Here is a 24,744-nt window from a genome sequence, read left to right on the forward strand (position 1 = left end):
TAGGGGAATAAATAAATCTTACATACATGTCACATTCCTGTAAGCTTTGTAGATAGCACCTTACACATTATTATTATAGACTATATACAAGTAATGAATAGTTTGTAAGGAGTGTGTGTAGACATGGATATAATATTTATATTAAAAGCAATTATAATAGCCATAGTAGAAGGAGTAACTGAGTTTATTCCAGTATCTTCTACAGGACATATGATATTAGTTGGATGGGCAATTGGATTCAAAGGAGAATTCACAAAGATGTTTGAAGTTGTAATTCAGCTTGGAGCAATAATGTCAGTAGTTGTTTTATACTGGAAAAAGATCAAAGAAAGTATAGTAGAATTTTTTAAATTTATATTTACTAAAGGAAGAGAAGGAAAGACAGGCTTTAATTTTGGAATAAATGTTATTGTATCATCTATACCAATGGGAATTGCAGGAGTGCTGTTTTATAGTAAAATAAAATCAAAGTTTATACCAGAAGCTGTAATAATAGGGTTTGTAGTTGGAGGATTGTTGTTATTAATAATTGAAAATAAATTTAGAAATAGAAAATACAAAATTGAAAGTATAGATAACATAACTCCTAAGCAAGCATTTAAAGTTGGTTTGTTTCAGTTGATTTGTATATGGCCTGGAATGTCCAGAAGTGCATCTACAATAATGGGTGGATGGATTGCAGGATTATCAACTCCAGTAGCAGCAGAATTTTCATTTTTCATGGCAATCCCAGCTATGATAGGATCTACAGGAAAGGATTTATTTGAATTTGATTATTCCATAATGACATCAACATTGTGGATTTCATTAATACTAGGATTTGTTGTAGCATTTATAGTAGCTTTGATTGTTATGAGAAAATTTATAGACTTTTTGAAAAAGAAGCCAATGAAGGTATTTGCAATTTATAGAATTATAGCAGGTAGTTTGCTTGGAATATTAGTATTAACAAAGGTTATTGCTTTAACAGCATAGAAAGTGGTGGTGTAAATGAAGATTTTAGAAGTTATGAATTTAAGCAAGGTATATGGTAGAAAAGTGGTATTTAATGCATTAGATAATATAAGTTTTGATATAGAAAAAGGAGAATTTGTAGGGATAATGGGACCTTCAGGTAGTGGAAAGACAACACTGCTAAATATGATTTCAACAGTAGATAAGCCAAGTTCAGGAGAAATAAGAATAAATGACAAAAATCCGTTAAAGCTTAAAGGTGATGCTCTGGCTCTGTTTAGAAGGCGAGAATTAGGATTTGTATTTCAAGATTTTAATTTATTGGATACTTTAACTGTTGGAGAAAATATAGTACTTCCACTTACGTTAGATGGAGTATCAGTTAAGAAACAGGATTGTGAGCTGAAAAGAATATCAAATATACTGGGTATATACAACTTAATTAATAAGAGAACCTTTGAAATATCAGGAGGTCAGTCTCAAAGAACAGCTATTGCAAGAGCCTTAATGCATAAGCCCACTTTGCTGTTAGCAGATGAGCCTACAGGTAATTTGGATTCAAAGGCTGCTAAAACCGTAATGGAGTTATTTGAAAAAATCAATAGAGAAGAACAGGTAACTACAATGATGGTAACTCACGACCCATTATCAGCAAGTTATTGCAGTAGGATTTTATTTATAAAAGATGGAACTATATATAATGAAATTTATAAGGGAGATAGTAGACAAAGATTTTATCAAGAAATTATTGATGTGCTTGCATTACTTGGAGGTGAAAATTAATGAACTTTATGGAATTTGCCACTAAGAATGTGTATAGAAACTCAAAAGCATATTTTGCGTACTTTTTAAGCAGTAGTATGTCAGCAGCCTTACTATTTTCATTTACAATGATCATATTTCATCCTAAGTTTATAGTACTTAAGCTGCCTGATCATATGATAAATGCACTTCATATCACAACGATTATTGCATATTTATTTTTATGTTTCTTTGTATTTTATTCAGTTAGTACTTTTTTAAAAGGAAGATATAAGGAGTTTGGAATACTTTATATTATAGGTTTATCAAAAAAGCAAATACAAAAAATGATAAGTATTGAAAATATAATTATTACTTCAGCATCAGGAATAGTAGGAATAGTATTTGGAATTGTTTTTTCAAAAATACTTTTAGCTGTAAGTGGAAAATTATTAGGATTTAATGCATTAGGATTTTATATTCCAGTTCAGGCTATGATTATTACTTTTGTTGGATTTTTAATCATGGGGATGTTAATTTCAATATTTTGCTCATTTGTCATAAAAGAAGATATGGTTTTAAAGCTTTTGAAAGGAACTAAAAAACCTAAAGCTGAACCAAAGTCATCTATTATTCTTGTCATTGTCTGTATAATATTGCTTACAACAGGATATTATATGTCGCTTACATGTAGTGAAAAAACAATATCGTATAGGATAATGCCTGTAACAATAATGGTAATTATAGCAACCTATCTTTTATTTTCACAATTAAGCACATTTATAATTAAAATTATGAAAAAGAATAGAAGTTTTTATATGAAAAAAACCACAGTATTATGGATATCAAATTTATTGTATAAGATAAAGGACAACACAAGGATGTTTTTCTTAATCACAATAACTACAACAATTGCACTTTGTGCAATAGGGTCAGTATATGCTTACTGGAAAGATAAAGAAGCTCAAATAGACAGAGATTTTCCACAGGCATTTTTTTATTCAGATACTTATGAAAATAAAAGCAAAGTTAATCTAAAAAGTTACTTTATAGAAAATTTACTTAAAAATAAAGCTGTGGATTATACTAAAGATAATGGTGAAATGAAGTTTATACCTTCTAGAGGGGAGGAGGATAAGGTAGTTATAATTAGAGAAGAAAATTATAAAAAATTAGCATCAACAATAAATTTAAATATTGATTCTTTTAATAAAAATGAGACATTAATATTAGGTTGTTCAGTGAAGCATAAAAAAGAAAATGTTGTCTTAGATAATATAAAATTGAAAATTGCTAAAGAAAGTAACAAAGGAATAATGCCAGCATTTTATGGTGATATATATGTAGTTAAGGATGACGTATATCAAAGAATAAATGGTACTAGAGTTTATTTTACTGCACTTAATGTAAAAAACTATAAGGATACATTAGGTATATGTAAAAATTATATTAGTAGATTTGAAGAAGACAGAGGAGATAAAGTTTTTAAAAACTTTCTTAAAGCTAACATATTAGAAGTGACAAAAATAGCTTATGGTGTAATTTTGTTTACTGCAACATTTATAGGACTTATTTTCTTTGTAACTACTGCAAGTTTTTTGTATAACAAATGTTATATGGATATTATACAGGATAAAATTAAGTATAAGCAGCTAAATAAAATAGGATTAACCTATACTGAAATAAAAAAGGTGTTAAACATTGAAATAGGAGTGCTATTCTTATTACCATATATAATAGCTGTAATACATTTTATCTTTGCTATGAATGCATTAAATGCTTTTCAAATTAAAATATTTATACCAGCATTTCAGCTAATAGTAGCTATGATGATTATTCAAATCATATATTTCCTAGTTGTAAGGAAAAGTTACTTATTAGAAATAAAAAAAGGTTTGTTATAAAATATAAATAATAAAAAAACAAGGGAATTATGAATTTCAAATAATTCTCTTGTTTTTTGTAAAATTAGATTAAAGTTTATCTTCATTAAGCAATATTAGTGAAAGAATTAATATAACCACAGAAAACCATACTGCTTTAGATCCAATAGATAATGTTAAAAGTCCACCTAAAAAAGCACCAAATAAAAATGAAAATATTACAATAAAATAACGAGTGGCCTTTATGGCAGAATCTCTATCTTTTGTTGTAAAAGCTATATAAGCTGCTTGTGAAGCAGAACGTAAATTACCAGTACACATAGTTGTAGCATATGGGGAATCAACCAATTTTCTAAAAGAAGAAGTTTGGATAGATGCTACAAAAGAAATTGTAACAGTTACAAAAAAATTATAAACATTATTAGGTATAAATCCTATAATGAAAAGTAAGATTATTTCAATTATCAATATAGCACGCTCTGAATTTTTTATAAAAGTAGCAGAACGGTTTTTCTTGATAGTTTCAGCAACTACTACTCCTAATATAAATGCTAAAATAGGTAGAGCTTGTACTAAAGTTTCTTTCCAATTTTTATTTAAAGCAGCTATGCCTACTAGGACAATATTTCCTGTTTGAGCATTAGCAAAAACGCCATCCCTCCCTATGAAGGTATAAGCATCTAAGAATCCACCAACTATAGCTAGAAGTATTCCTAAATGTAATGATTCACAAGTTACGTTAAATATAGAATTTTTTATTTTGTTATTTCCCATTATATTTACATCTTTAGTAAGCAAGGTATAAGAGCCCCTTTCAACGAAATGATAACCAATATTTATTATACTATTAATTTAAGTCATATGCATAATATTTTTACTGCGTAATAGACGATATTTTTCGGTGTAATGCTATTCAATTGATTTTTTTTAAATAATTGTAACTTATATTTAATATAGGATATAAGGATTGTAATAATGATATATAATATAAATAAAGATGATTTAGAATTAACTAATAGCATTATAGAAATCCTAAGCTTAGGAGGAATATATATGAATTTGAATAAAAAGATAATAGCCTTATTAATAGTAGTTGGTATCATAGCACTTATTACATTAATTTTAATTATAATGTATTTTTTTGGATATAGAATGATCTAGATACATATTAATCAAGGATATTTCATTACTTTATTTACAAGTGTTTAAAGAAGTTTTATTATAAAACTATAACAGCAGTGAAAAGGAGAGTTGAAATGGATTATAAGATGTTAATTTCTAAAGCTTTAGAAGGAAGAAAAAATGCTTATGCTCCTTATTCTAAATTTAAAGTTGGAGCAGCAGTGCTTACTGAAGATGGAAAAATGTATACAGGGTGTAACATAGAAAATGCGTCTTATGGTGCAACTAATTGTGCAGAAAGAACTTCCATATTTAAAGCAGTATCGGAAGGACATACAATTATTAAAGCTATAGCTATAGTTGGAATAGAAAATGAATACACATATCCTTGTGGTATCTGTAGACAAGTAATAGCAGAATTTGGATCAGAGGATATTGAAATAATTTTAGCAAAAAATGAAAACCAGTATATAGTTAAAACATTAGATGAAATTTTGCCAGGAGCTTTTACTAAAAAAGATCTTATAAAGTAAAAATAATTATAAAATTATAAAAGAAAGTGAAGGAGATTTACAATGAATATTTCTAAAATGATTGATCATACAGCCTTAAAACCAAATACAACAAAGGAACAGATTTTAAAATTAATAGATGAAGCTAGAGAAAATAAATTTGCATCTGTTTGTGTTAATCCAACATGGGTTAAGTTAGCAAGCGAAAAGTTAAAAGATACTGAAGTTAAAGTATGTACTGTTATAGGCTTTCCACTTGGAGCTAATACAACAGAAACAAAAGCATTTGAAGCTAGTGATGCCATTAAAAATGGAGCAACTGAAGTAGATATGGTCATCAATGTTGGAGAGCTAAAAGATAAAAATAATATATATGTAGAAAAAGACATAAAAGCTGTTGTTGAAGCAGCAAAGGGAAAAGCATTAGTAAAAGTAATTATTGAAACTTGTCTTTTAACGAAAGAAGAAAAAATTAGAGCTTGTGAGTTATCTAAAAAAGCAGGTGCTGATTTTGTGAAAACATCAACTGGCTTTTCTACTGGAGGGGCTACAGCAGAGGATATTGAATTAATGCGTAAAACTGTAGGTAAGGATATGGGAGTTAAAGCTTCTGGTGGTATACATACTAGGGAAGAGGCTTTAAAAATGATAGAAGCTGGAGCAACTCGTATAGGAGCAAGTGCAAGTATAGCTATTATATCTGAATAGCAAAGATACTTATTTTTAGTTAATAGGTAAGAATGAAGAATTAATAGTTAATGTGGATTTTTTGCGACAGCAAAAATCATCCTTCACTATTAATTCTTAATTATTAACTCTTAACTTGCGAAGCTTTGCTTCGCATTATGCTTAAAAGAGGAAGGAGAAAAATAAACTATGAAACCATTTAAAAGAATACATATTATTGTTATGGATTCAGTTGGAATAGGAGAAGCACCAGATTCAAAAGAATTTAATGATTTTGGAGTAAATACATTAGCGCATATTGCTGAGAAGAAAAATGGTTTAGAAATGCCTAATATGTCATCTCTTGGGTTATCTAATATTTATGAAATTAAAGGGATAAGAAAAGCATTTCATCCCAAAGCTTATTTTGGAAAAATGCAAGAAGCTTCTTGTGGAAAGGATACAATGACAGGACATTGGGAAATGATGGGCTTGCATATTGATAAACCATTTCGTGTATTTCCAGAGGGTTTTCCAGATGAATTAATTAAAAAAATTGAAGATTTTTCTGGCAGAAAGGTTATTGCAAATAAACCTGCCAGTGGAACAGAAATTATAAAGGAACTTGGTGAAAGACAACTTAAAACAGGAGAATTAATAGTATATACATCAGCAGATTCTGTACTTCAAATTGCTGCAAATGAAGAAGTTATACCACTAGATGAATTATATAAAATTTGCAAGTATTGTCGTGAAATAACATTAGATGAGCCATATACTTTAGGAAGAATTATTGCCAGACCGTTTGTTGGTAAAACTGCGGATACATTTAAAAGAACCTCTAATCGTCATGATTATGCGTTAAAACCATTTGGTGAGACAGTAATGAACTATTTACAACAAACAAACTTGGAGTCTATTGCCATTGGAAAAATTTCAGATATATTTGATGGAGAAGGAGTTACTAGAGCAATCAGAACCGTATCCAATATGGATGGTATGGATAAATTAATTTCGCTACTAGATGAAGAGTTTCATGGCATTAGCTTTATTAATTTAGTGGATTTTGATGCTGCTTATGGACATCGACGTGATCCAATTGGCTATGGGAATGCTTTAGAAGAATTTGATAAAAGATTACCAGAGGTATTTGGAAAATTAAAAGAAGATGATTTATTGTTGATTACAGCAGACCATGGAACTGATCCAACTTATGTTGGAACAGATCATACAAGGGAGTTTGTTCCCCTAATCGCATATTCCAAACGCTTCAAGGAAGGAAATAATTTAGGAATACGTAAGACCTATGCTGATTTAGGTGCCACAGTTGCTGAGAATTTTAATGTAAAAATGCCTAAGTATGGGGAAAGTTTTTTACAAAATTTAAAGTAAAAAGGAGGGTGACTAAAATGAGAATGGTAGACATAATTTCAAAAAAGCGTGATGGAGAAGAATTATCAACAGAAGAAATAAACTTTTTTGTAGAAGGTTATACAAAAGGAACAATTCCTGATTATCAAGCAAGTTCTTTAGCAATGGCTATTTATTTTCGAGACATGAATGATCGTGAAAGATCAGATTTGACTATGGCAATGGTTAATTCGGGAGAAACCATTGATTTATCAGCTATTGATGGTATAAAGGTAGATAAACATTCAACTGGAGGTGTGGGTGATACAACAACGCTTGTATTAGCTCCTCTTGTTGCTGCATTAGATGTTCCTGTTGCCAAAATGTCTGGACGTGGACTTGGGCATACAGGTGGAACTATTGATAAATTAGAATCAATTAAAGGCTTCCATGTAGAGATTACAAAAGATCAATTCATCCAACTAGTCAACCGTGATAAAGTTGCTGTTATTGGTCAAACAGGTAATTTAACTCCAGCAGATAAAAAGCTGTATGCACTTCGTGATGTAACTGGAACTGTTAACTCAATTCCTTTAATTGCTAGTTCAATTATGAGTAAAAAAATTGCAGCAGGAGCAGATGCAATAGTACTAGATGTTAAAACAGGTGCAGGTGCTTTTATGAAAACAGATAAAGATGCAGAAAATTTGGCACATGCAATGGTTAAAATAGGTAATAGCGTAGGCAGAAATACCATGGCCATAATTTCTGATATGTCGCAGCCACTAGGTTTTGCTATTGGTAATGCACTTGAAGTAAAGGAAGCTATTGATACGTTAAAGGGAGAAGGCCCAGAAGATTTAACAGAACTTGTGTTAACTCTTGGAAGTCAAATGGTTGTATTGGCTAAAAAAGCAAATAATTTAGAAGAAGCAAGAAAAAAACTTGTTGAAGTAATAAAAAATGGTAAAGCATTAGATAAATTTAAGCTATTCCTTAAAAATCAAGGTGGAGATCCATCGGTGGTAGATAATCCAGAAAAGCTGCCGCAATCAAAATATAAAATCCACGTTCCTGCTAAAGAAAGTGGTTTTATTTCTAATATTGTAGCTGATGAAATTGGAATTGCAGCAATGCTTTTAGGTGCAGGCAGAGCTACAAAAGAGGATACAATAGATTTAGCTGTAGGTTTGATGCTTCATAAAAAAGTTGGTGACAAAGTAGAAAAGGGAGAATCACTTTTGACTATTTATTCAAATCGTGAAAATGTAGAGGATGTAAAAGCTAAAATTTATGAAAATATTTCAATCACTAATCATGCAGAAAAACCAATATTAATTCATAAAGTAATCATAGAATAGAAATTTTTAATAATAACTTATAGTTTATATGATTTAGAAGCACATCTATTCAGGTGTGCTCTTTCTATGATATAATCATGGAAAGTTATTATTTATAAATTTGGTAATTTATATGATTTTAGTGGAAATATGACCTTATAAGGTATATATTTAATATATATGTAAAATTTTAAATAAATATTTGTACAGAGGTGGTTAATGCTATGAAAAAACTAAGACTATTACTTATATTGTGCATTTTAGGAACAAGCTTATTGTTTTCGACAAATGTACTTGCATTTCAAGTTGCTGACAATCAAGTAGTATATGCTAACAAAAAGTGGATACTTGAGTTTACAGATGCTGTCGGTTATGATGATTTAACTAAGCAAGCAATTGTGGTTACTGATAGTAAGGGGGATAAAGTAAATATAAGCTTTCAACTAGGTAATGATAACAAAAGTATAATAGTGTATCCACCAACAGAAGGATACAAACCAGGTGAAAGCTATACTTTAAAGGTAGGAAAGCAAGTACATTCAGCTAAAGGAGTACAGATGAAGCAAGATAGATTTGTACATTTTAGCATTGAAAAGATTGGTAAGATTGAAATAACTTCAACTGCTTTAATAAGTTTTGATGGTGGAAGTAGTGGAAAAGTAAATTATAAAGTTTTAGATCAAAATGGTAATGATATTACAAACTCAACTACTGCTAATAACTTAACGTTCCAAAGTGGAGTTGGTACTATAAAGGGAAGCAATGGAGTAATTACAATAACATCTCCTTTAATAAACTTAAATACATTAAAAAATGTTCAGATAACTATATTGGATTCAAGTAATGGAGTTTATGCAAGTGGTATATATACTGTAGAATCGTTTGAAGATAAATAAATATTTTTAAACACAGTCAACTTCTGGACAACAGTGTTATAATAAAATTGAATGTTTAAATCACTAACGTTACCGCATAAGTAGAGAACACTTTTTAATTTGGTGCGAACCACTTACCCTTTCATTATGAAAGGGGAGCTCAAAAACTCTTACGGATGCTAGCGATTGGATAAAATTAAGAACGGCTTAATAGAGGCCAGAGGAGTGATTTATTTTGGAACAAATTATTTTAAACGCAGAAGAAAGAATAAAAAACACTAAAAAATTTAGAGAAGAGGGATTTATACCAGGAGTAATTTATGGTGACTGTGTTTCTAAATCAGACCCAGTAAAATTTGAAAAAGTATCATTAATGAAAATTCTCGCTAAACATGGTTCAAATGTAAAGTTGTGGATTAAACGTGGAGATGATAAGAAATTTGGATTTATAAAAGAAGTTCAAAGACATCCAGTTTCAAATAAAATTATACACTTAGATGTACAGCTTGTATCTAAAGATCATGAAGTAAAAGTACAAGTCCCAATTACATTTAATGGAGAAGCAGCTTTAGCCAAAAATCAATTACAACTTCAAATTCAAAAACCAGAAGTTAGTGTTTTAGGGAAAATAGCTTTAATACCAGAAGTGATACATGTAGATATATCACAAAAAAATGCAGGAGATGCTATTACTTTAAAAGATCTTAATTTGGACAAACAAGTTAAAATACATGATAAAGAAAATGAGATATATGCAACTATAACTAAAGTGATAGATAGGTCTATGGAAGATAGCGATGAAGAAGTAGAAACAGAAACAGAGGATTAATATATAGTAATTAATAAGTAAGAGTGATTATTAACTCTTCATTAAAAATCCGTATTAGAATTGTGAGAAAATCATATTACAATTTTGATACGGTTTTTTTTAAAGTAAAATAATTTTAAAAATAAATTAGCTTTGTTACATAAATATGAAAAATTACCTTCATTATCCTATAATAATTGTCTCCTAAAAATATTGTGTAACAATATTTTTAAAGTTTGACATGATTTATGCTGTAGAATATACTAAAATCAAAACGAAATTTAACTGAATGTTAAATATATTGTAACAAAATGCTTGGAATCAGTTTTTGTATAAAAACATGGAATTTTATAACATTTTTTATAAAATTATCAGGGGGATGAAGTTGATGAGTGTTAGGGGTAAAGCTCTATTAATGTATTTTATAAGTTTTTTATTTATTATAATTTTTACGTTTGCTGCGTTTAGATTCATCATTTTTAAATATATTAATAGAGTTGAGACTGAAAGTCTAAATAATAATTTTAATGCAGTGACAGATATACTTAATAGGGAAGAAATGAATATACAAAGAACATGTGCTGATTGGGCTTCATGGGATTATACTTATAATTTTTTATCAGGAGAAAATAAAGAATTATATGTTAAAAATTATACATTAAATCGATTAAATTTAAATTTTATGTTTTTAGTAGATAAGAAAGGAAGTTTAGTTTTTAATGAAACAGTAAGTTTGGAAGATAAAACAAAACGTGCACTAATAAATGAATTCTTAAATAAAAAAAGCAAATTTAGTCAGGAAATAGTTTTTAAGAATAATAATAATAAACACTCTGGCATTTTAATGGTTGATGGAAGGCTATTTATTATAAGTTATGCACCTGTTACGACAAGTGATGGAAAGGCATTTAGCAATGGAGAACTAATAATTGGAAGATGTGTGGATGATTCATTGTTAAATTATATAAATTCAATAGTTCAATGTAAAGTTAGATTTATAGAAAGTACATATGAAGATAAAAAAGACAATGTAATTAGAAAAAATGATTCTATTATGGCTTATAGGCAGGTAGAAGACATAAATGGAAAGGCATCTATAATAACTTCTGTATCTATGCTGCGTAATGAATATAATTTGGGTAAATTTTATTTTAAAATTTTTATTGGTATTTTTTTATCGGTATTGATTCTAGTAATACTTACGTTTATTAGCCTTTTTAATAAAATTATATTGAAGCGGCTTAAGGTTGTTAATGATTTTATTGATACTGTATCAAAAACAAAAGATACAAAAGCACGCTTAAGCATTTGTGGAAATGACGAAATAAGTAATATTGCTGATTCGACTAACAAAATGCTGGCTAAATTGGATTATGCTAATGATGAAATTTTGGATTTAAGCTATTCTGATAGATTGACAGGCTTAAAAAATAGAGTATATATGGAAAAAAAGTTTTCCAAGCTAGATTCTGAGGATGGGGCAAATTATTCTATAATAATGGGAGATTTAAATGGATTAAAGCTTACAAACGATACTTTTGGACATAAAATAGGTGACAGATTAATTTGCAAAATAGGAGACATATTGAAAAATATATGTTTACAAGATGATATTATTGCTAGATGGGGTGGAGATGAGTTTATAATACTTATTATAAATAAAGAAGACATATATGCATCCAATTTAATTGAAAATATTAAAAAAGAATGTGAAAGAATTACTGAATTTGGTTTTAAGATAAGCATAGCTCTGGGAAGTGCAAAAAAGGATGAAGCTAAAAGTACTGAGGCAGTAATGAATTTAGCTGAAGAAAGAATGTATAGAAGTAAGCTTACTGAAAGTAAAAGTTCCAGAAATGCAACTATAATGTCCTTAGAAAGAACTTTGTATGAAAAAAATAGTGAAACAGAAGAGCATACTCAAAGAGTTAAAAAGCTTAGTATGAAATTAGGTAAAAAGGTTGATTTGTCTAAAGATGAGCTGGAGGAATTAGAACTATTAAGCTTGCTGCATGACATAGGAAAGATGGGAATACCAGATAATATATTGATGAAACCTGGAAAGTTAACAAGTGAAGAATGGGAAACAATGAAGCGACATACTGAAATAGGTTATAGAATAGCTAAAGCCACGCCAGGCTTAAATCATGTTGCAAATGAAATACTTTGTCATCATGAAAAGTTTGATGGAACAGGATATCCTCAAGGTCTTAAAGGAGAAGAAATACCAATCTTATCAAGAATAATTAATATAGTTGATTCTTTTGATGTAATGACCCATAAAAGAGTGTATAAGGATGCTTCTAATAGTGAACATGCTATTAAAGAATTAAAACGTTGTTCAGGAACTCAATTTGATCCAGCTATAGTAGATGAATTTTTAAAGCTCTTAGAAGAGGGAAGTATTTAAAGAAAAAAATATTTTATATAAAAAGCTGTGAAATTAAGATGATAATCTTATATTTAATAGCTTTTTTTAGTTTAGAGGATAAAATTAAAAATATTTTATTGTTTATATGAAAATATTTCAATAAATGGCAATATGCATGGTTGAAAATAGAAATTAAGAGGTATATAATGTTAGCAGACGAACAGTATATATAGAAATAATTCGCATAAGGAGTGTTACAATGAAAAAGGCTAGCTTACTTTGTTTAGTTTTGGCAGTATTTTTAAGTGGATGCGGTGCTAGTAATGCCAATACAAACAAAAATGTACAAAATACAAAAACAATTCAGCAATCATCTAGTAATCAATTTATAATGGCTGGTAAAATTCAAGCAAATGATGAAGCAAATATAACTTCAAAAATTTCAGCAAAAGTTACTCAAATATCAGTAGACGTAGGTTCGAAGGTAAATCAAGGAGACGTTATTATTAAGTTAGATGCTCAGGATTTACAAGCTCAAGTTGATAAAGCACAAGCCACAGTTAATACTGCTAGAGCAAACTTAGCAAATGCTTCAAGTGGGTCACGTCCTGAACAAGTAGAACAAGAACAAGATATTGTGGATGGTGCAGCACAAGGTTATGAAACTGCTAAGAAAACTTATGATAGAATACAAGCTTTAGTTAGTTCAGGAGCAGAAGCTCAGCAGCAACTTGATTTAGCAAAACAGCAGCTTGCAAGTGCAGAAGGACAATATAAAAGTGCACAAGCACAATTGGAGTTGCTAAAGAATGGACCTACAAGTTCAAGTATAGATGTTTTTAAAGCTCAGGTAAATGAAGCTGAAGCAGGGTTAAAAATAGCACAAACTTCATTAAACAATGCTACGATTACAGCACCTATATCAGGAACAGTTAATGCAAAAAATATAAATGTAGGAGAAACAGCATCCCCAGGAGCAGCTCTTGTTTCCATATCCAATTCTGGAGCTTTATGTGTAAATGCATATGCTCCTGTTGAAATTGTAAATGGATTAAAAGAAGGCCAGGATGTAATAATTAAGGTATCAGAAATACAAGATAAAGAATTTCAAGGAAAAATAACTGTCATAAATTCAAAATTAAGTTCTGAAAGCAGAAATATTTTGGTTAAGGTAAGTGTGGTAGATCCTAATTCATTATTAAAACCTGGTATGTTTGCAGAAGTTGGATTGAAGAAATAAGCAAGAGGTGATATTAGTATGGAAAAGCGTAAAAAATTAATTTTTATAATATTAGCAGTGATTGTTATTGCCATAGGAAGTGTAGGAGCTTATTATTGGTATCAAAATACTTACTTTGTTTCTACTGATGATGCCAGAGTTAGTGCGGATTTAGTAAGTGTAACACCACAGATTCAAGGTAAATTATTAGAACTTAATGTAGATGAAGGAGAAACAGTTTCCAAGAATCAAATATTAGCTCGTCAAGATATGAATAATATTGCAGATTCAAATGTGGAACAAGCTTTAGTAAGAGCACCTATTTCTGGGATAGTAGTAAAAAAACAAGGTACTATAGGAGAAAATTGGTCACAAGGTCAGACTTTATATACATTAATAGATCCGAATAAACTTTATATAACAGCAGATGTAGAGGAAACAAAGCTTGGAAAAGTAAGAGTAGGTCAAAATGTTGATATTACAATAGATCAGTTTTCATCACAAAAATTTACTGGAAAAATTAAATCCGTAGGAGAAGCAGCAAATTCTGCATTATCTATATTGCCAACATCAACTAGTGGTACATTTACAAAAGTAGTTCAAAGAATACCTGTAAAAATTGAACTCAATAAGTTTAATACCAAAATACTTCCAGGAACTAATGCTGTTGTTAAGATTCACATTAAATAACGAGGTGAGGTATAATGGAAGAGAAGGATAAGGTATCATTAAATAGTTGGTTATCATTATGCGTAGTTGTAATTGGTACATTTATGTCTATATTAGACAGTACTATAGTTAATATTGCTCTTCCTAAGATGATGACTGTTTTTGGAATGCCCATGGATGATGCAAAATGGATACTTACAGCTTATTCATTGGCGCTTGGAGCAATTATACCACTTACAGGATATGTACAAGATATATTTGGATCTAAAAGGGTGTATATGTTTGCTCTGTCAATGTTTACTTTTGGATCGCTGCTTTGTGGATTTGCATGGAACAGTGCATCCATGATAGCATTCCGTGTAATTCAAGCTATTGGCGGTGGTATGATAATGCCAATAGGAATGAGTATAATATATGAGATATTTCCTAGAAAAAAAATAGGATTAGCATTGGGTGTTTGGGGAATAGCAGCAATGGCAGCACCTGCCATAGGACCGACCTTAGGTGGATATATTATTGAAAAGCTAGATTGGAGACTTATTTTTAATGTTAATGTTCCTATAGGAATAATAGGAGTAGTACTTGCAGGTATTTTATTAAAGGGAACAAAAATTCAAAAATTCAAACCCTTTGATATAGTAGGATTTTTATCTTCTACCATTGGTTTAGTAAGTGTATTGTATGTTTTTGGAGAAGGTTCTTCAATTGACTGGACTCAAATTCATAATCCTATTCTTATGACCTTGGGGTGTTTAAGTTTAGTATTATTTGTAGTAAATGAACTTACTCATCCAGACCCTTTATTAGACTTGAAAGTGTTTAAATTATTTGATTTTAGTTTAAGCTTAATTATAACTAGTGTTTTATCTTTGGCAATGATGGGAGGAATGTATGTATTACCATTATTCCTTCAAAATATAAGGGGTTATACAGCTATGGAGACAGGTATGATTATGTTCCCATCAGCTATTGTAGTTGGTATTTTAATGCCTATAAGTGGTAATTTGTTTGACAAATTTGGAGCAAAGCCAATTGTTATACCTGGACTTGTAATATTGGCAATAAGTTCTATTGAGCTTTCAACTGCAATAAATATGAATTCAAGCAGAGAACATATAATATTCATTACTTGCCTAAGATCAGTGGGAATGGGGCTTGCAATGATGCCAATTAGTACAGCAGGAATGAATGTAATACCAACAAAATTAGTTGGAAGAGCATCAGCGCTTAATAACACCATAAGGCAGGTGGCAAGTGCTCTTAGCATAACTATAATGTCAACCTTAATACAGAGTAAAACAAATTATAACTATTTAAAATTAGCTGAACAAGTAAATAATTACAATCAAACAGCTATTAATACTATTAGTACATTGACAAAATCATACATGCATTCAGGTTTATCACAAGGAGCAGCAAAAGTTTCTGCAGTAGCCTATTTAAGTAAAATGTTGCAAGGACAGGCAACTTTAGATGCTATGGGATATGCTGTTGCTGTAACTGCATTTGCAGTATTAGCAGCAATAATTTTAACTTTACTTATGAGAAGTAAAGATTCAATTAAAAAACAAGATAAGGAAGGTGAACGTAATGATGCAAAAGGAGGAGTTGTCATGTCCGAATAACGAATTGGCATCAGAACAGTCTGATAAAATAATTGAAATAATTAAAAGCGTTCAAAAAACTCTTAGATGTAAGTTTAATGAATGTGCAAAAAAATATGGATTTACAGCACCACAGCTTGCAGTTATAGTACATTTATACAAAATGCCAGGTATAACTCTTCATGAATTAAGTAATCATTTAATGCTTACTAAAAGTACAGTTTCAGGTATTGTAGATAGACTGTCAAAACAAGGGGTAGTAGTTAGAGAAATACCTAAAAATAATCGTAGAACTGTGAAATTATCTATTGAGGAGAACTTTAAAAACAATAATGATATAGATAGTATGAAGAAAGAATTTATTTCTCATATAATATCCGATGCAGTTAAAAATATGGATGCAGAAAAGGTTGATAAAATTATATATGGATTGCAGGAGTTCAGTTTGTTATTACAAAATAGTAAATGTGAATAATTTATTTTTTTACCATTGATAATTATTTATGAATGTGGTATAGTAAATGAGTAATGTAAATAAAACAATTACAAAAAGAGATTTAATACGGTTAACAACATTTCCTCTTTTTAGGAACATAGTTTAGATCAGTTTTTAAATCTTAATATTAAAATTAAAAGGAGAGATGTTGAAATGGCAGATAAGACAATAGTTTGTAAAGACTGTGGAAAAGACTTCATATTCACTGAAGGAGAACAAGAATTCTACAAAGAAAAAGGATTTGAAAATGAACCACAAAGATGTCCTGATTGTAGAAGAGCTAGAAAACAACAAAGAGGATTCAGAAAGTAGTATAAATTTGTACTATACACCCTATAAGAATTAATTCTTATAGGGTTTTTGATTTTTGTAAAATTTTACACATTACCAATAGGAATTATATATGGTTTACCTGTCACAGGATTTTTTATCATACACATATTTATATTGTAAACTTTTTTAATATTTTGTTCTGTAAGGACTTCTTCTGGAATTCCTTGAAAAGAAATTGAACCTTTATTTACTAAAATTAGATAGTCACTGTACTGTGCTGCTAAATTTAGATCATGAAGTACAGCTATAATAGTTACTTTTTTGCTTAAAGATTTAATGGTGTCTAGGATTTCAATTTGATGCTGTATATCAAGATGAGATATAGGTTCATCTAATAGTATAATATCAGTATCCTGCGCTAGTGCTCTTGCAATAACAACTCTTTGTTGTTCTCCTCCACTTAATTGGTTTATACACTTATCATGAAAATGCCAAGTATTAGTTATTTTCATTGCATTTTTGGCAATATCATAGTCTTTTTTTGATTCTTCTCTAAATCTAGAAATGTAAGGAGCTCTTCCCATAAGCACAATATCTAAAGCAGAAAAATCAAAATCTGAAATAGTATTTTGAGGTACTACAGCAAGCTTTTTAGCTAGAGCTTTATTTTTGAAGTCTATAACATCCTTATTTTCTATAAAAATGGTTTTTTTCTCAGCTTCTAAAGTTTTTCCAAGTTTTTTTAATAATGTGGTTTTTCCAGAACCATTTGGTCCTAAAATGCTATAAAATTTATTTTTTTCAAAGTTTATGTTAATATTGTGAAGCACTTCATTGTTTTCAAAACTGCAGCTTAAATTATTAACTCTAATTTCAGGAAAATCTATGGCTTCCATTACATCACCTTCTTTTTTGATTTAATTAAGAGATATATAAAATAAGGAGCTCCAAATAAAGCGGTTATAGCACCTACAGGTATTTCAGCTGGAGAAGCTATTGTTCTTGCCAAAGTATCTGAAATTACCATAAATGCAGCTCCAAAAACCAATGAAAAAGGAATCAGAATTTTATTATCTGGACCTAAAAGTATTCTCACTGCATGAGGTATAATAAGCCCAACGAAACCTATTATTCCACTTACAGATACACAAGCAGCAACAATCATAGAAGAAACAATGAGAACTATTCTTTTTACATTGTCAACTTCTATACCTAAGCTTCTAGCAGTATCATCGCCTGTGAGTATTATGTTTAAATCCTTTGAAAGAGCTATTATTATAAAAATGCCAATACACAAAAAAGGTAGCAGCAAAAGGATTTCATTGTAGTTTGCAGCAGAAACACTTCCCATTGTCCAAAAAACAATTTTTTCAACTTCATTTCTGTTAAATACCATAATAACAGAAATAAGAGAAGATAAAAGGAAGCTTACAGATATACCTGCTAAAAGAAGGGTATTAGTAGGTATTTTGTTTTTTACCCTAGCAATGTTATATACAAGTATAGTAGTTAAGATTGAACCTATAAATGCTGTTATTGTAATTGAAGCTGATCCTAAAAAGGAATTTTCTAATTTCAATACAAATCCAAGTGCAGCTCCAAGGGCCGCACCAGAGGATATACCAAGAATATAAGGATCTGCCATTGGATTTTTAAATATTGCCTGAAAAGAGGCACCAACTATGGAAAGTCCCATACCAATAAGAGCTGAAAGAAATATCCTAGGCAGTCTAATTTTAAGTATTATAAGAGTATGATTTTTAGGTATTTCAGATATTGAAGCAAAATTATTTAAAAATGGTATTTTGCTTAAGATTACATTTAAGGTTTCAGTAAAGGCTATATTTGCTGTTCCAAAAGTGCTGGATAACAGCATTATGCAGAATAACAAAACTATGCTTATTGGAAACATAAATCTTATTATTTTTTTCTTATCATTTAAATTCATAACTAAATCCCTTCTATAAGTGCGTTATTTAAAGGCATCAGGATGGATTATCTTGGCTAAAGCTTCTAAACCATCAGCTAATCTAGGACCCTGCCTATTAATAATATCTTCATCAATTTCAAAAAGTTTATTCTTTTTTATGGCATCCAGATCCTTATATCCTTCTTGCAGCTTAATTTCATTTTTTGAATTAAATTTATTAGAACATATAATTATATCTGGATTTTTTTCAATAAGCTTTTCTAAACTATATTTCCAGCCAGTTACATCGGAAGCAGTATTTTTCCCACCAGCTGTAATGATCATTGTGTCTATAAAGGTATCTTTACCAGCAGTGAAATCACCACTTTTACCAAAGCTTACTACATAATAAGTACTTGGAGTGCCTTTGCCTTTGATTTTTTCTTTTACATAATCAACTTTTTTTGTCATATCAGAAACTATAGTATTAGCCTTATCGTTGGAATTAAGAATTTTACCTACATTTCTTATAATGTCATAAGTACTTTGAAAACTTTCAGGACCAGAAAACATTACAACCTTTATATTAAGCTCCTCTAATTTTTTTAAATCCTCTTCTTTAAAGTGATTAGAAGCTATGACTATATCAGGTTTTAAACTAGTTATTTTTTCAATATTAGGATTTGTAAGACCTCCAATAGATTGAATTTTACTAGCTTCTTTAGGATATGTACAAAAATCAGTTCTTCCTATTAAGGTGTTCTCTTTGTTAAGAGCATAAATGGTTTCTGTAATATTAGGTGCTACAGATATAACCTTTGTAGGCTCCTTTTCTATAGTTACTTCTCTATTAAGTGAGTCCTTTATTTTAAGTGGATAAGTAGTATTTTTTACTGATTCAACTTGTTTTTTATCTTCATTTGAAGAAGTAGAGTTGTTTTTATTGCATCCAATTACTGAAAAAGCAAATAGGAAAACAATAAGTAAAATAAAAGATGTTTTTTTCAATTTATGCATTTTTCTATTCCCCCTAATTTAATTTTTTCATATGCAAAATATTGACTTAATATAAGCATACTATGTAAGTAAAGCAACTAAAAAAGCCATTATCCAAACGAATAATGGTTAAAAGCAAAAGCATGCTAATATTCCCTATCCGCGTAAGGTAAATCAATAACTATAATTTTAGGCAGGTCTCCTGGCTAAGATTCATCATATATTAAGGCCTTCCCCATTACTGAGTGGCATAATATTAATATACTCATCATTACAGTGGCGGGACCGCATAGGCTTTTAACCTATTTCCCTTTTAAACTCAATAAGTACCTAAAACTTTTATTAAATTAATTATAACACTATTTTGAAAATATGACTGCTGAGTTAAAAAAGTTATATAAAAAACTATTGCATTTTATAAAAATATGGGGTAAAATTTCTTTGTAATAAGAACTTTTTTAAGAGAATATTGTTTAATGTTCACTTGTATAAATCTAGCAATATGGGCTGGATGTATCTACCGAGCTACCTTAAATAGTTGTAGGCTATAAGTGTATGTGCTTATTAAGGCTACAACTTTCATGCTTTTCTATATTAAAATTTCCTTTAAATAAATGTGTGAAAGATGTAAAATTAAAGATGATCCATTTGAAAAAAATATCTAATGTTCGTTATGTAACGAACTAAATTGTTGACGAAAATGTAATAATATTTTCTTTATTAAGGGAAAAATAATTAATGATTTTGTAATGGAGATGATTATTGTGAAGTATGATGTAATAATAGTAGGAGCTGGTCCATCAGGAATTTTTACTGCATTGGAGCTAGTTAGACAAAAATCTAATAAGAAAATTTTGATGATTGAACAAGGAAGAAGTATAGATAAAAGATATTGTCCTAAAGAAAAAACAAAAAAATGTGTTTCATGTAAACCTTACTGTCATATAACAACTGGTTTTTCAGGAGCAGGTGCATTTTCAGATGGAAAATTATCATTAAGCTATGAAGTTGGAGGAGAACTGCCAAGTTTAATAGGAGCTGATAGAGCTCAAGAACTTATAGAATATACAGATAAAATTTATCTTGAGTTTGGTGCAGACACTAAGGTAGAAGGATTAGAAAATACTGAAGCAGTTAAGGCAATTAGAATAAAAGCTATAGAAGCAGGTCTTAAATTAGTAGATTGTCCTATAAGACATTTAGGAACAGAAAAGGCACAAGAGATATATTTAAAAATACAGAAGTATCTCTTAGATTCTGGAATAGAAATTAAGTTTGATACTGTAGTTGAAGATTTGATCATTGAGGATAAAATAGCAAAAGGCATAAAAATAGCTGATTCACAAACTAAAACTAAAAAAGAAGATTTGTATGGTGATAATATAATAGTAGCAGCAGGTAGAAAAGGAGCAGACTGGCTTAAAGATATGTGCATAAAACATGAAATAAGTCATTCAGCTGGTACTGTAGATATAGGCGTTCGTGTTGAAATTAGAAATGAAGTCATGGAGAAAGTAAATAACGTTTTATACGAATCAAAGCTTATAGGATATCCAGCACCTTTCAAAAATAAAGTTAGAACTTTTTGTCAAAATCCTGGAGGTTTTGTAAGTCAGGAGAACTATGACAATAACTTAGCAATAGTCAATGGACATTCTTATAAAGAAAGAAAATCTGATAATACTAACTTAGCTATATTGAGTTCACATAATTTTTCAGAACCTTTTAACCAACCTATAGAGTATGGAAAAAAAGTAGCTGAATTAGTTAATATGTTAGGTAATGGAAGAATACTAGTTCAAAGATATGGAGACATATTAGATGGAAAGAGAACCTGGCAGAAGGAATTAGATCAGACAAATATAAAACACACCTTGCCAGATGCTGTAGCTGGAGATTTAACTTCTGCTATTCCATACAGACCAATGATTAATATTTTAAACTTTATAAAAGCTATGAATATAGTTGTACCAGGTTTTGCGAGCGTTGAAACTTTATTATATGGTCCAGAAATAAAGTTTTATAGTAACAAGATAAATTTAAATGACAAATTTGATACTAATATAAAAGGACTTCACTGCTTAGGAGACTCCAGTGGATGGACGAGAGGTTTAATGATGGCGTCTATTATGGGAGTGCTTATGGGGAAAATATTAGAGAGTTAAAAAGTAACTTTTTTAGATGACAGAGGACAATGAAGAATGATTTTTAATAATCATCTTCATTGTCCTTTTAAAATTAAATGTTGATTTTTTCTATTTATTATATTTAAAACCTAATACGAAGTTAATTTGGTCAAAATATATAGTTAAGTTATCTAAATCTAATTCATCTGGATTAAAAGGTCCACGGTTTTTAGCATTTTCGCAGAAGTTTACTCTTGTTATTCTACTTTTAATAAAGTCTAATATTTTATCTGAATTTTCTACTCCAAAAGTAGAGGATAAAGAGTTTCTGAGGTTTTGCAACTTTGAGTTATCAAGTTCATCAGAGTCAAAACGGTCATCCAAATTTAAAACAATACGCATACTGCTTTTTGAACTTGTTAGATTATAAAGCCATAGGAACGTATCACAATCTGGAAAAGCGTCTGTGAATTTTATACTTGCTTTATTTTTTAAATCGTCTCTTACAAATATTATAGAATAATCTAAGTTATTATTGGTAGAAACATTAATAGATGGACCTAAGTAATTGGTACCATCTGAGTCGGGCACATATCCGGTAGACTCTAGAGAAATTTTAGTGTTAGTACCATAGCCGTATTTAATAAAACCATTCAATATTTCATAAACCTGTTTAGATGCTAGTTTTCCTCTCTCAGAATTAGAAATAAGTTCACTAAAAGATTCAGTATTTGATGTATTTTCAATTATTTTTAGGTCTCCATTCTTAGTAAAAAAATGCATAGGTGTCAAGTTTTTTTCTTGTTGACCATAATTTTGAAAAACAATTGAAGTTTTATTTATTTTATCGGAGTTATCTTTATTAAAATAAGGATTTGTAATTACTTTGTCATCAATAGCATATTTATCCCAAGTAGTATTTATAAGATTTTCATATGATCCTGAATCAGGCTTTATATTGTAACTTGAAAATGTTGGAGCAGGTTTAAGGTCTACGTTGTAATTTCCACTGTTGGAATCATTCTCAGTTAGCAATTTTTTAGTATTACTACTTATAGAGGCTTCTCCTCCAAGAAATATTAAATTTGAATAGGATGAATTATCCATAAATGTCTTTTGTTTAGAAACATCTTTGTTATCTACAAGAATAATAGGAGCAGATTTAAGAGCTGCAAGGGCAGAACCGCTTAATGCATCTGGGAAGTTTTCTCCATTTGCTGCAATAGCGGTATCTGAATTTAAGTTAAAAAATTCTGCTATTTTCAAAGATGTTTCATATCTATTTTCTCCTGCAATACGTATTATGTCAGAAGAAGATAAATTCATTAGGTCTTTAATTTCATCAAGGTTTTTTTCTGATATAGCAGCTGTACCTCCAATAATATAAAGTTTAGAAGGATTAATATCTATTAATTCTCTCTTGGCATTTTCCGTCAATGAATCTTTAGATGTTAAAAGCAATGGATATCCTTTAGATGCTGCCACGCTGCTTATTGATAGAGCGTCTGGGAAATTATCACCACTTGCTATAACGACAGGTGTACCTTTAGATGGATCAAGTTCATCAATTGCTTTTATATTTGTATCAAATCTATCTTCACCATTTATTCTTTTTACAGTATATCCATAAGATTTTAAAGAGTTTTCAACATCTAATTTTATTCCACCTATACCTCCTAGGATGTATACAGTTTTTGAATTTGAAAGATTGGATCTGATAAAATTTAATGCAGCACTAGTCTCACTTTCTGTTTTTCCGCATAAAAGAATAGGTGCTTTGTATTTATTAGAAATCATACTTCCTGATAAAGCATCTGGAAAGTTATTACCAAAAGCTAGAATTACAGCATCTATACTTTTAGTGTAATTATATTCCTGAGCTATTGAAATTGAAGTATAAAATCTATTTTGTCCATTTAAAGTTTTAACTGAAACGGACTTAGCCTGGACATTTACTGTACTGATGGTTAATAATATGCTAATACATGTTACTGCTGGCAATAATTTTTCTTTAATCATTTTGACACCTCCTAACTCTAATTTTACTATATTTATGAGGATTATAAAAGATATTGAACAAATTACCGTATAAGGATAAAATTTGTAATCATCACACATTTCACGAATTTCTCATATTATAACAATGTACTAACTTATAGGAGGGTGCATTGCTATGCATTTAATATATACGATTTTTATTGCACTAGTAAACAACCTAGACAATATAAGTGTTAGAATTGCTTACAGTATTCGTGGAATAAAAATAACAACTTCAAAAAATTTATGGATTTCTGTGATTACCTTTTTAATATCTTCTATTGCTGCTTTTTCAGGAAATGCTGTGTCGCAAGCATTCAGTAATAAAATATCTTCTGTATTAAGTATGGTGATGCTTGTAATCATCGGTCTATGGATTATATTAGAGCCTTACTTTAAGAAAGAAAATAAAGTTAAAGACAAAGAGAGTTCCATTCAAAATAGCAATATATATAATATTTTAAAAGAACCAGAAACTGCAGATGCAGATAACTCTAAAGATATTGATTTTAAAGAAGCTACATTCCTTGGTATTGCACTATCAATTAATAATGTAGGTGGAAGCCTAAGTGCAGGTATGATTGGGCTAAATTCATTTTTTATAGGCTTCTTTTCTGCTATAATAAGTTTTTTAGCATTATGGGCTGGAAATTATATTACAGAGTTTTTTAATAAATGGAATTTAACTAAAAAGGCTAACATAATAGCAGGAATTATGTTGATTTTGATAGGGATAAAACAGATATTGTAATTAGAATTGATAGAATAGAGAGGAAAATTATCCTCTCTGTTT

At 29.6% G+C, this 24,744-nt stretch carries 22 protein-coding genes and 2 riboswitches; of the genes, 17 read left to right on the forward strand and 5 right to left on the reverse strand.

Features of this window, described 5'->3' with window-relative positions:
* Window positions 1-123 precede the first annotated feature (123 nt).
* Genes EG57_RS0204475 through EG57_RS0204485 form a run of 3 tightly spaced genes read left to right on the forward strand, consistent with a single transcriptional unit; the run spans window position 124 to window position 3,599 of the window.
* Complete coding sequence (locus tag EG57_RS0204475; protein WP_032076082.1) at window positions 124-975, forward strand: undecaprenyl-diphosphate phosphatase; 852 nt, start codon at window positions 124-126, stop codon at window positions 973-975.
* A 15-nt stretch (window positions 976-990) separates the two neighbouring features.
* Window positions 991-1,737, forward strand: a complete 747-nt coding sequence (locus EG57_RS0204480; RefSeq protein WP_032076083.1) for an ABC transporter ATP-binding protein — start codon at window positions 991-993, stop codon at window positions 1,735-1,737.
* Window positions 1,737-3,599: an FtsX-like permease family protein gene (locus EG57_RS0204485; RefSeq protein WP_032076084.1), complete on the forward strand. Its 1,863-nt coding sequence runs from the start codon at window positions 1,737-1,739 to the stop codon at window positions 3,597-3,599. The genes EG57_RS0204480 and EG57_RS0204485 overlap by 1 nt, the downstream gene beginning before the upstream one ends.
* 69 nt (window positions 3,600-3,668) lie before the next feature.
* On the opposite strand, the gene EG57_RS0204490 is transcribed toward EG57_RS0204485, so the two are convergent.
* Window positions 3,669-4,376 carry a YoaK family protein gene (locus EG57_RS0204490; protein ID WP_032076085.1) on the reverse strand — a complete coding sequence of 236 codons (708 nt, stop codon included), beginning with the start codon at window positions 4,374-4,376 and terminating at the stop codon, window positions 3,669-3,671.
* A 458-nt stretch (window positions 4,377-4,834) separates the two neighbouring features.
* Between EG57_RS0204490 and EG57_RS0204500 the strand changes: the two genes are divergently transcribed.
* The 12 genes from EG57_RS0204500 (at window position 4,835) to EG57_RS0204555 (ending at window position 16,922) form a co-directional block, all read left to right on the forward strand.
* Window positions 4,835-5,233, forward strand: coding sequence for a cytidine deaminase (locus EG57_RS0204500; protein ID WP_032076087.1), 399 nt, complete (start codon window positions 4,835-4,837; stop codon window positions 5,231-5,233).
* Window positions 5,234-5,275: 42 nt separating this feature from the next.
* A complete protein-coding gene (gene deoC, locus EG57_RS0204505; protein WP_032076088.1) occupies window positions 5,276-5,920 on the forward strand; it encodes a deoxyribose-phosphate aldolase in 645 nt (214 codons plus the stop codon).
* Window positions 5,921-6,088: 168 nt separating this feature from the next.
* Window positions 6,089-7,270 (forward strand): phosphopentomutase, encoded by a 1,182-nt coding sequence (gene deoB, locus EG57_RS0204510; RefSeq protein WP_032076089.1) that lies wholly within the window; start codon window positions 6,089-6,091, stop codon window positions 7,268-7,270.
* Window positions 7,271-7,287: 17 nt separating this feature from the next.
* Window positions 7,288-8,589, forward strand: a complete 1,302-nt coding sequence (locus tag EG57_RS0204515; RefSeq protein ID WP_032076090.1) for a pyrimidine-nucleoside phosphorylase — start codon at window positions 7,288-7,290, stop codon at window positions 8,587-8,589.
* Between the two features lie 203 nt (window positions 8,590-8,792).
* Window positions 8,793-9,464 carry an Ig-like domain-containing protein gene (locus EG57_RS0204520; RefSeq protein ID WP_032076091.1) on the forward strand — a complete coding sequence of 224 codons (672 nt, stop codon included), beginning with the start codon at window positions 8,793-8,795 and terminating at the stop codon, window positions 9,462-9,464.
* Window positions 9,465-9,678: 214 nt separating this feature from the next.
* Window positions 9,679-10,272 carry a 50S ribosomal protein L25 gene (locus EG57_RS0204525; RefSeq protein WP_032076092.1) on the forward strand — a complete coding sequence of 198 codons (594 nt, stop codon included), beginning with the start codon at window positions 9,679-9,681 and terminating at the stop codon, window positions 10,270-10,272.
* Between the two features lie 367 nt (window positions 10,273-10,639).
* Complete coding sequence (locus EG57_RS0204530; RefSeq protein WP_032076093.1) at window positions 10,640-12,661, forward strand: HD domain-containing phosphohydrolase; 2,022 nt, start codon at window positions 10,640-10,642, stop codon at window positions 12,659-12,661.
* Between the two features lie 220 nt (window positions 12,662-12,881).
* Window positions 12,882-13,862, forward strand: a complete 981-nt coding sequence (locus EG57_RS0204535) for an efflux RND transporter periplasmic adaptor subunit (RefSeq protein ID WP_032076094.1) — start codon at window positions 12,882-12,884, stop codon at window positions 13,860-13,862.
* A gap of 18 nt (window positions 13,863-13,880) precedes the next feature.
* A complete protein-coding gene (locus EG57_RS0204540; protein WP_029159074.1) occupies window positions 13,881-14,531 on the forward strand; it encodes an HlyD family secretion protein in 651 nt (216 codons plus the stop codon).
* A gap of 14 nt (window positions 14,532-14,545) precedes the next feature.
* Window positions 14,546-16,135, forward strand: a complete 1,590-nt coding sequence (locus EG57_RS0204545) for a DHA2 family efflux MFS transporter permease subunit (protein WP_029159073.1) — start codon at window positions 14,546-14,548, stop codon at window positions 16,133-16,135.
* Window positions 16,101-16,589: a MarR family winged helix-turn-helix transcriptional regulator gene (locus EG57_RS0204550; protein WP_032076095.1), complete on the forward strand. Its 489-nt coding sequence runs from the start codon at window positions 16,101-16,103 to the stop codon at window positions 16,587-16,589. The genes EG57_RS0204545 and EG57_RS0204550 overlap by 35 nt, the downstream gene beginning before the upstream one ends.
* A 174-nt stretch (window positions 16,590-16,763) precedes the next feature.
* Window positions 16,764-16,922, forward strand: coding sequence for a zinc-ribbon domain-containing protein (locus tag EG57_RS0204555; RefSeq protein WP_007063126.1), 159 nt, complete (start codon window positions 16,764-16,766; stop codon window positions 16,920-16,922).
* Window positions 16,923-16,987: 65 nt separating this feature from the next.
* Here EG57_RS0204555 and EG57_RS0204560 read toward each other — a convergent pair whose 3' ends face one another.
* From EG57_RS0204560 to EG57_RS0204570, 3 genes are read right to left on the reverse strand one after another with little or no spacing between them, the layout of a single operon-like run.
* The gene (locus tag EG57_RS0204560) at window positions 16,988-17,779 is read right to left on the reverse strand and encodes an ABC transporter ATP-binding protein (RefSeq protein ID WP_029159071.1); all 792 of its coding nucleotides are present in this window, start codon (window positions 17,777-17,779) and stop codon (window positions 16,988-16,990) included.
* The gene (locus tag EG57_RS0204565) at window positions 17,779-18,831 is read right to left on the reverse strand and encodes a FecCD family ABC transporter permease (protein ID WP_032076096.1); all 1,053 of its coding nucleotides are present in this window, start codon (window positions 18,829-18,831) and stop codon (window positions 17,779-17,781) included. Before EG57_RS0204565 ends, EG57_RS0204560 begins: the two co-directional genes overlap by 1 nt.
* Window positions 18,832-18,855: 24 nt before the next feature.
* Window positions 18,856-19,809: an ABC transporter substrate-binding protein gene (locus EG57_RS0204570; protein WP_032076097.1), complete on the reverse strand. Its 954-nt coding sequence runs from the start codon at window positions 19,807-19,809 to the stop codon at window positions 18,856-18,858.
* A gap of 154 nt (window positions 19,810-19,963) precedes the next feature.
* Window positions 19,964-20,137, reverse strand: a riboswitch (cobalamin riboswitch).
* A gap of 115 nt (window positions 20,138-20,252) precedes the next feature.
* A riboswitch (purine riboswitch) is annotated at window positions 20,253-20,356 on the forward strand.
* Window positions 20,357-20,552: 196 nt separating this feature from the next.
* Here EG57_RS0204570 and EG57_RS0204575 point away from each other — a divergent pair.
* A complete protein-coding gene (locus EG57_RS0204575; RefSeq protein WP_032076098.1) occupies window positions 20,553-21,953 on the forward strand; it encodes an NAD(P)/FAD-dependent oxidoreductase in 1,401 nt (466 codons plus the stop codon).
* 90 nt (window positions 21,954-22,043) lie between these two features.
* Here the strand turns inward: EG57_RS0204575 and EG57_RS25350 are convergent, their stop codons facing one another.
* Window positions 22,044-23,933 carry a cell wall-binding repeat-containing protein gene (locus tag EG57_RS25350; protein ID WP_052037738.1) on the reverse strand — a complete coding sequence of 630 codons (1,890 nt, stop codon included), beginning with the start codon at window positions 23,931-23,933 and terminating at the stop codon, window positions 22,044-22,046.
* Between the two features lie 154 nt (window positions 23,934-24,087).
* On the opposite strand from EG57_RS25350, the gene ytaF reads away from it, so the two are divergent.
* Window positions 24,088-24,702, forward strand: a complete 615-nt coding sequence (ytaF, locus tag EG57_RS0204585) for a sporulation membrane protein YtaF (RefSeq protein WP_029159067.1) — start codon at window positions 24,088-24,090, stop codon at window positions 24,700-24,702.
* Window positions 24,703-24,744 lie beyond the last annotated feature (42 nt).

The organism is Clostridium drakei (assembly GCF_000633595.2).
In the GTDB taxonomy this organism is placed as follows: Bacteria; Bacillota; Clostridia; order Clostridiales; family Clostridiaceae; genus Clostridium_AM; species Clostridium_AM drakei.

Excerpts from the sequence above, each read along its gene's own strand:
- EG57_RS0204475 (WP_032076082.1), top strand. The coding sequence starts at position 124 with ATGGATATAATATTTATATTAAAAGCAATTATAATAGCCATAGTAGAA.
- EG57_RS0204500 (WP_032076087.1), top strand. The coding sequence starts at position 4,835 with ATGGATTATAAGATGTTAATTTCTAAAGCTTTAGAAGGAAGAAAAAAT.
- EG57_RS0204560 (WP_029159071.1), bottom strand. The coding sequence starts at position 17,779 with ATGGAAGCCATAGATTTTCCTGAAATTAGAGTTAATAATTTAAGCTGC.
- EG57_RS0204570 (WP_032076097.1), bottom strand. The coding sequence starts at position 19,809 with ATGCATAAATTGAAAAAAACATCTTTTATTTTACTTATTGTTTTCCTA.
- ytaF (WP_029159067.1), top strand. The coding sequence starts at position 24,088 with ATGCATTTAATATATACGATTTTTATTGCACTAGTAAACAACCTAGAC.
- EG57_RS0204530 (WP_032076093.1), top strand. The coding sequence starts at position 10,640 with ATGAGTGTTAGGGGTAAAGCTCTATTAATGTATTTTATAAGTTTTTTA.
- EG57_RS0204550 (WP_032076095.1), top strand. The coding sequence starts at position 16,101 with ATGATGCAAAAGGAGGAGTTGTCATGTCCGAATAACGAATTGGCATCA.
- EG57_RS0204545 (WP_029159073.1), top strand. The coding sequence starts at position 14,546 with ATGGAAGAGAAGGATAAGGTATCATTAAATAGTTGGTTATCATTATGC.
- EG57_RS25350 (WP_052037738.1), bottom strand. The coding sequence starts at position 23,933 with ATGATTAAAGAAAAATTATTGCCAGCAGTAACATGTATTAGCATATTA.
- EG57_RS0204555 (WP_007063126.1), top strand. The coding sequence starts at position 16,764 with ATGGCAGATAAGACAATAGTTTGTAAAGACTGTGGAAAAGACTTCATA.
- EG57_RS0204520 (WP_032076091.1), top strand. The coding sequence starts at position 8,793 with ATGAAAAAACTAAGACTATTACTTATATTGTGCATTTTAGGAACAAGC.
- EG57_RS0204485 (WP_032076084.1), top strand. The coding sequence starts at position 1,737 with ATGAACTTTATGGAATTTGCCACTAAGAATGTGTATAGAAACTCAAAA.
- EG57_RS0204565 (WP_032076096.1), bottom strand. The coding sequence starts at position 18,831 with ATGAATTTAAATGATAAGAAAAAAATAATAAGATTTATGTTTCCAATA.
- deoC (WP_032076088.1), top strand. The coding sequence starts at position 5,276 with ATGAATATTTCTAAAATGATTGATCATACAGCCTTAAAACCAAATACA.
- deoB (WP_032076089.1), top strand. The coding sequence starts at position 6,089 with ATGAAACCATTTAAAAGAATACATATTATTGTTATGGATTCAGTTGGA.
- EG57_RS0204535 (WP_032076094.1), top strand. The coding sequence starts at position 12,882 with ATGAAAAAGGCTAGCTTACTTTGTTTAGTTTTGGCAGTATTTTTAAGT.
- EG57_RS0204515 (WP_032076090.1), top strand. The coding sequence starts at position 7,288 with ATGAGAATGGTAGACATAATTTCAAAAAAGCGTGATGGAGAAGAATTA.
- EG57_RS0204480 (WP_032076083.1), top strand. The coding sequence starts at position 991 with ATGAAGATTTTAGAAGTTATGAATTTAAGCAAGGTATATGGTAGAAAA.
- EG57_RS0204540 (WP_029159074.1), top strand. The coding sequence starts at position 13,881 with ATGGAAAAGCGTAAAAAATTAATTTTTATAATATTAGCAGTGATTGTT.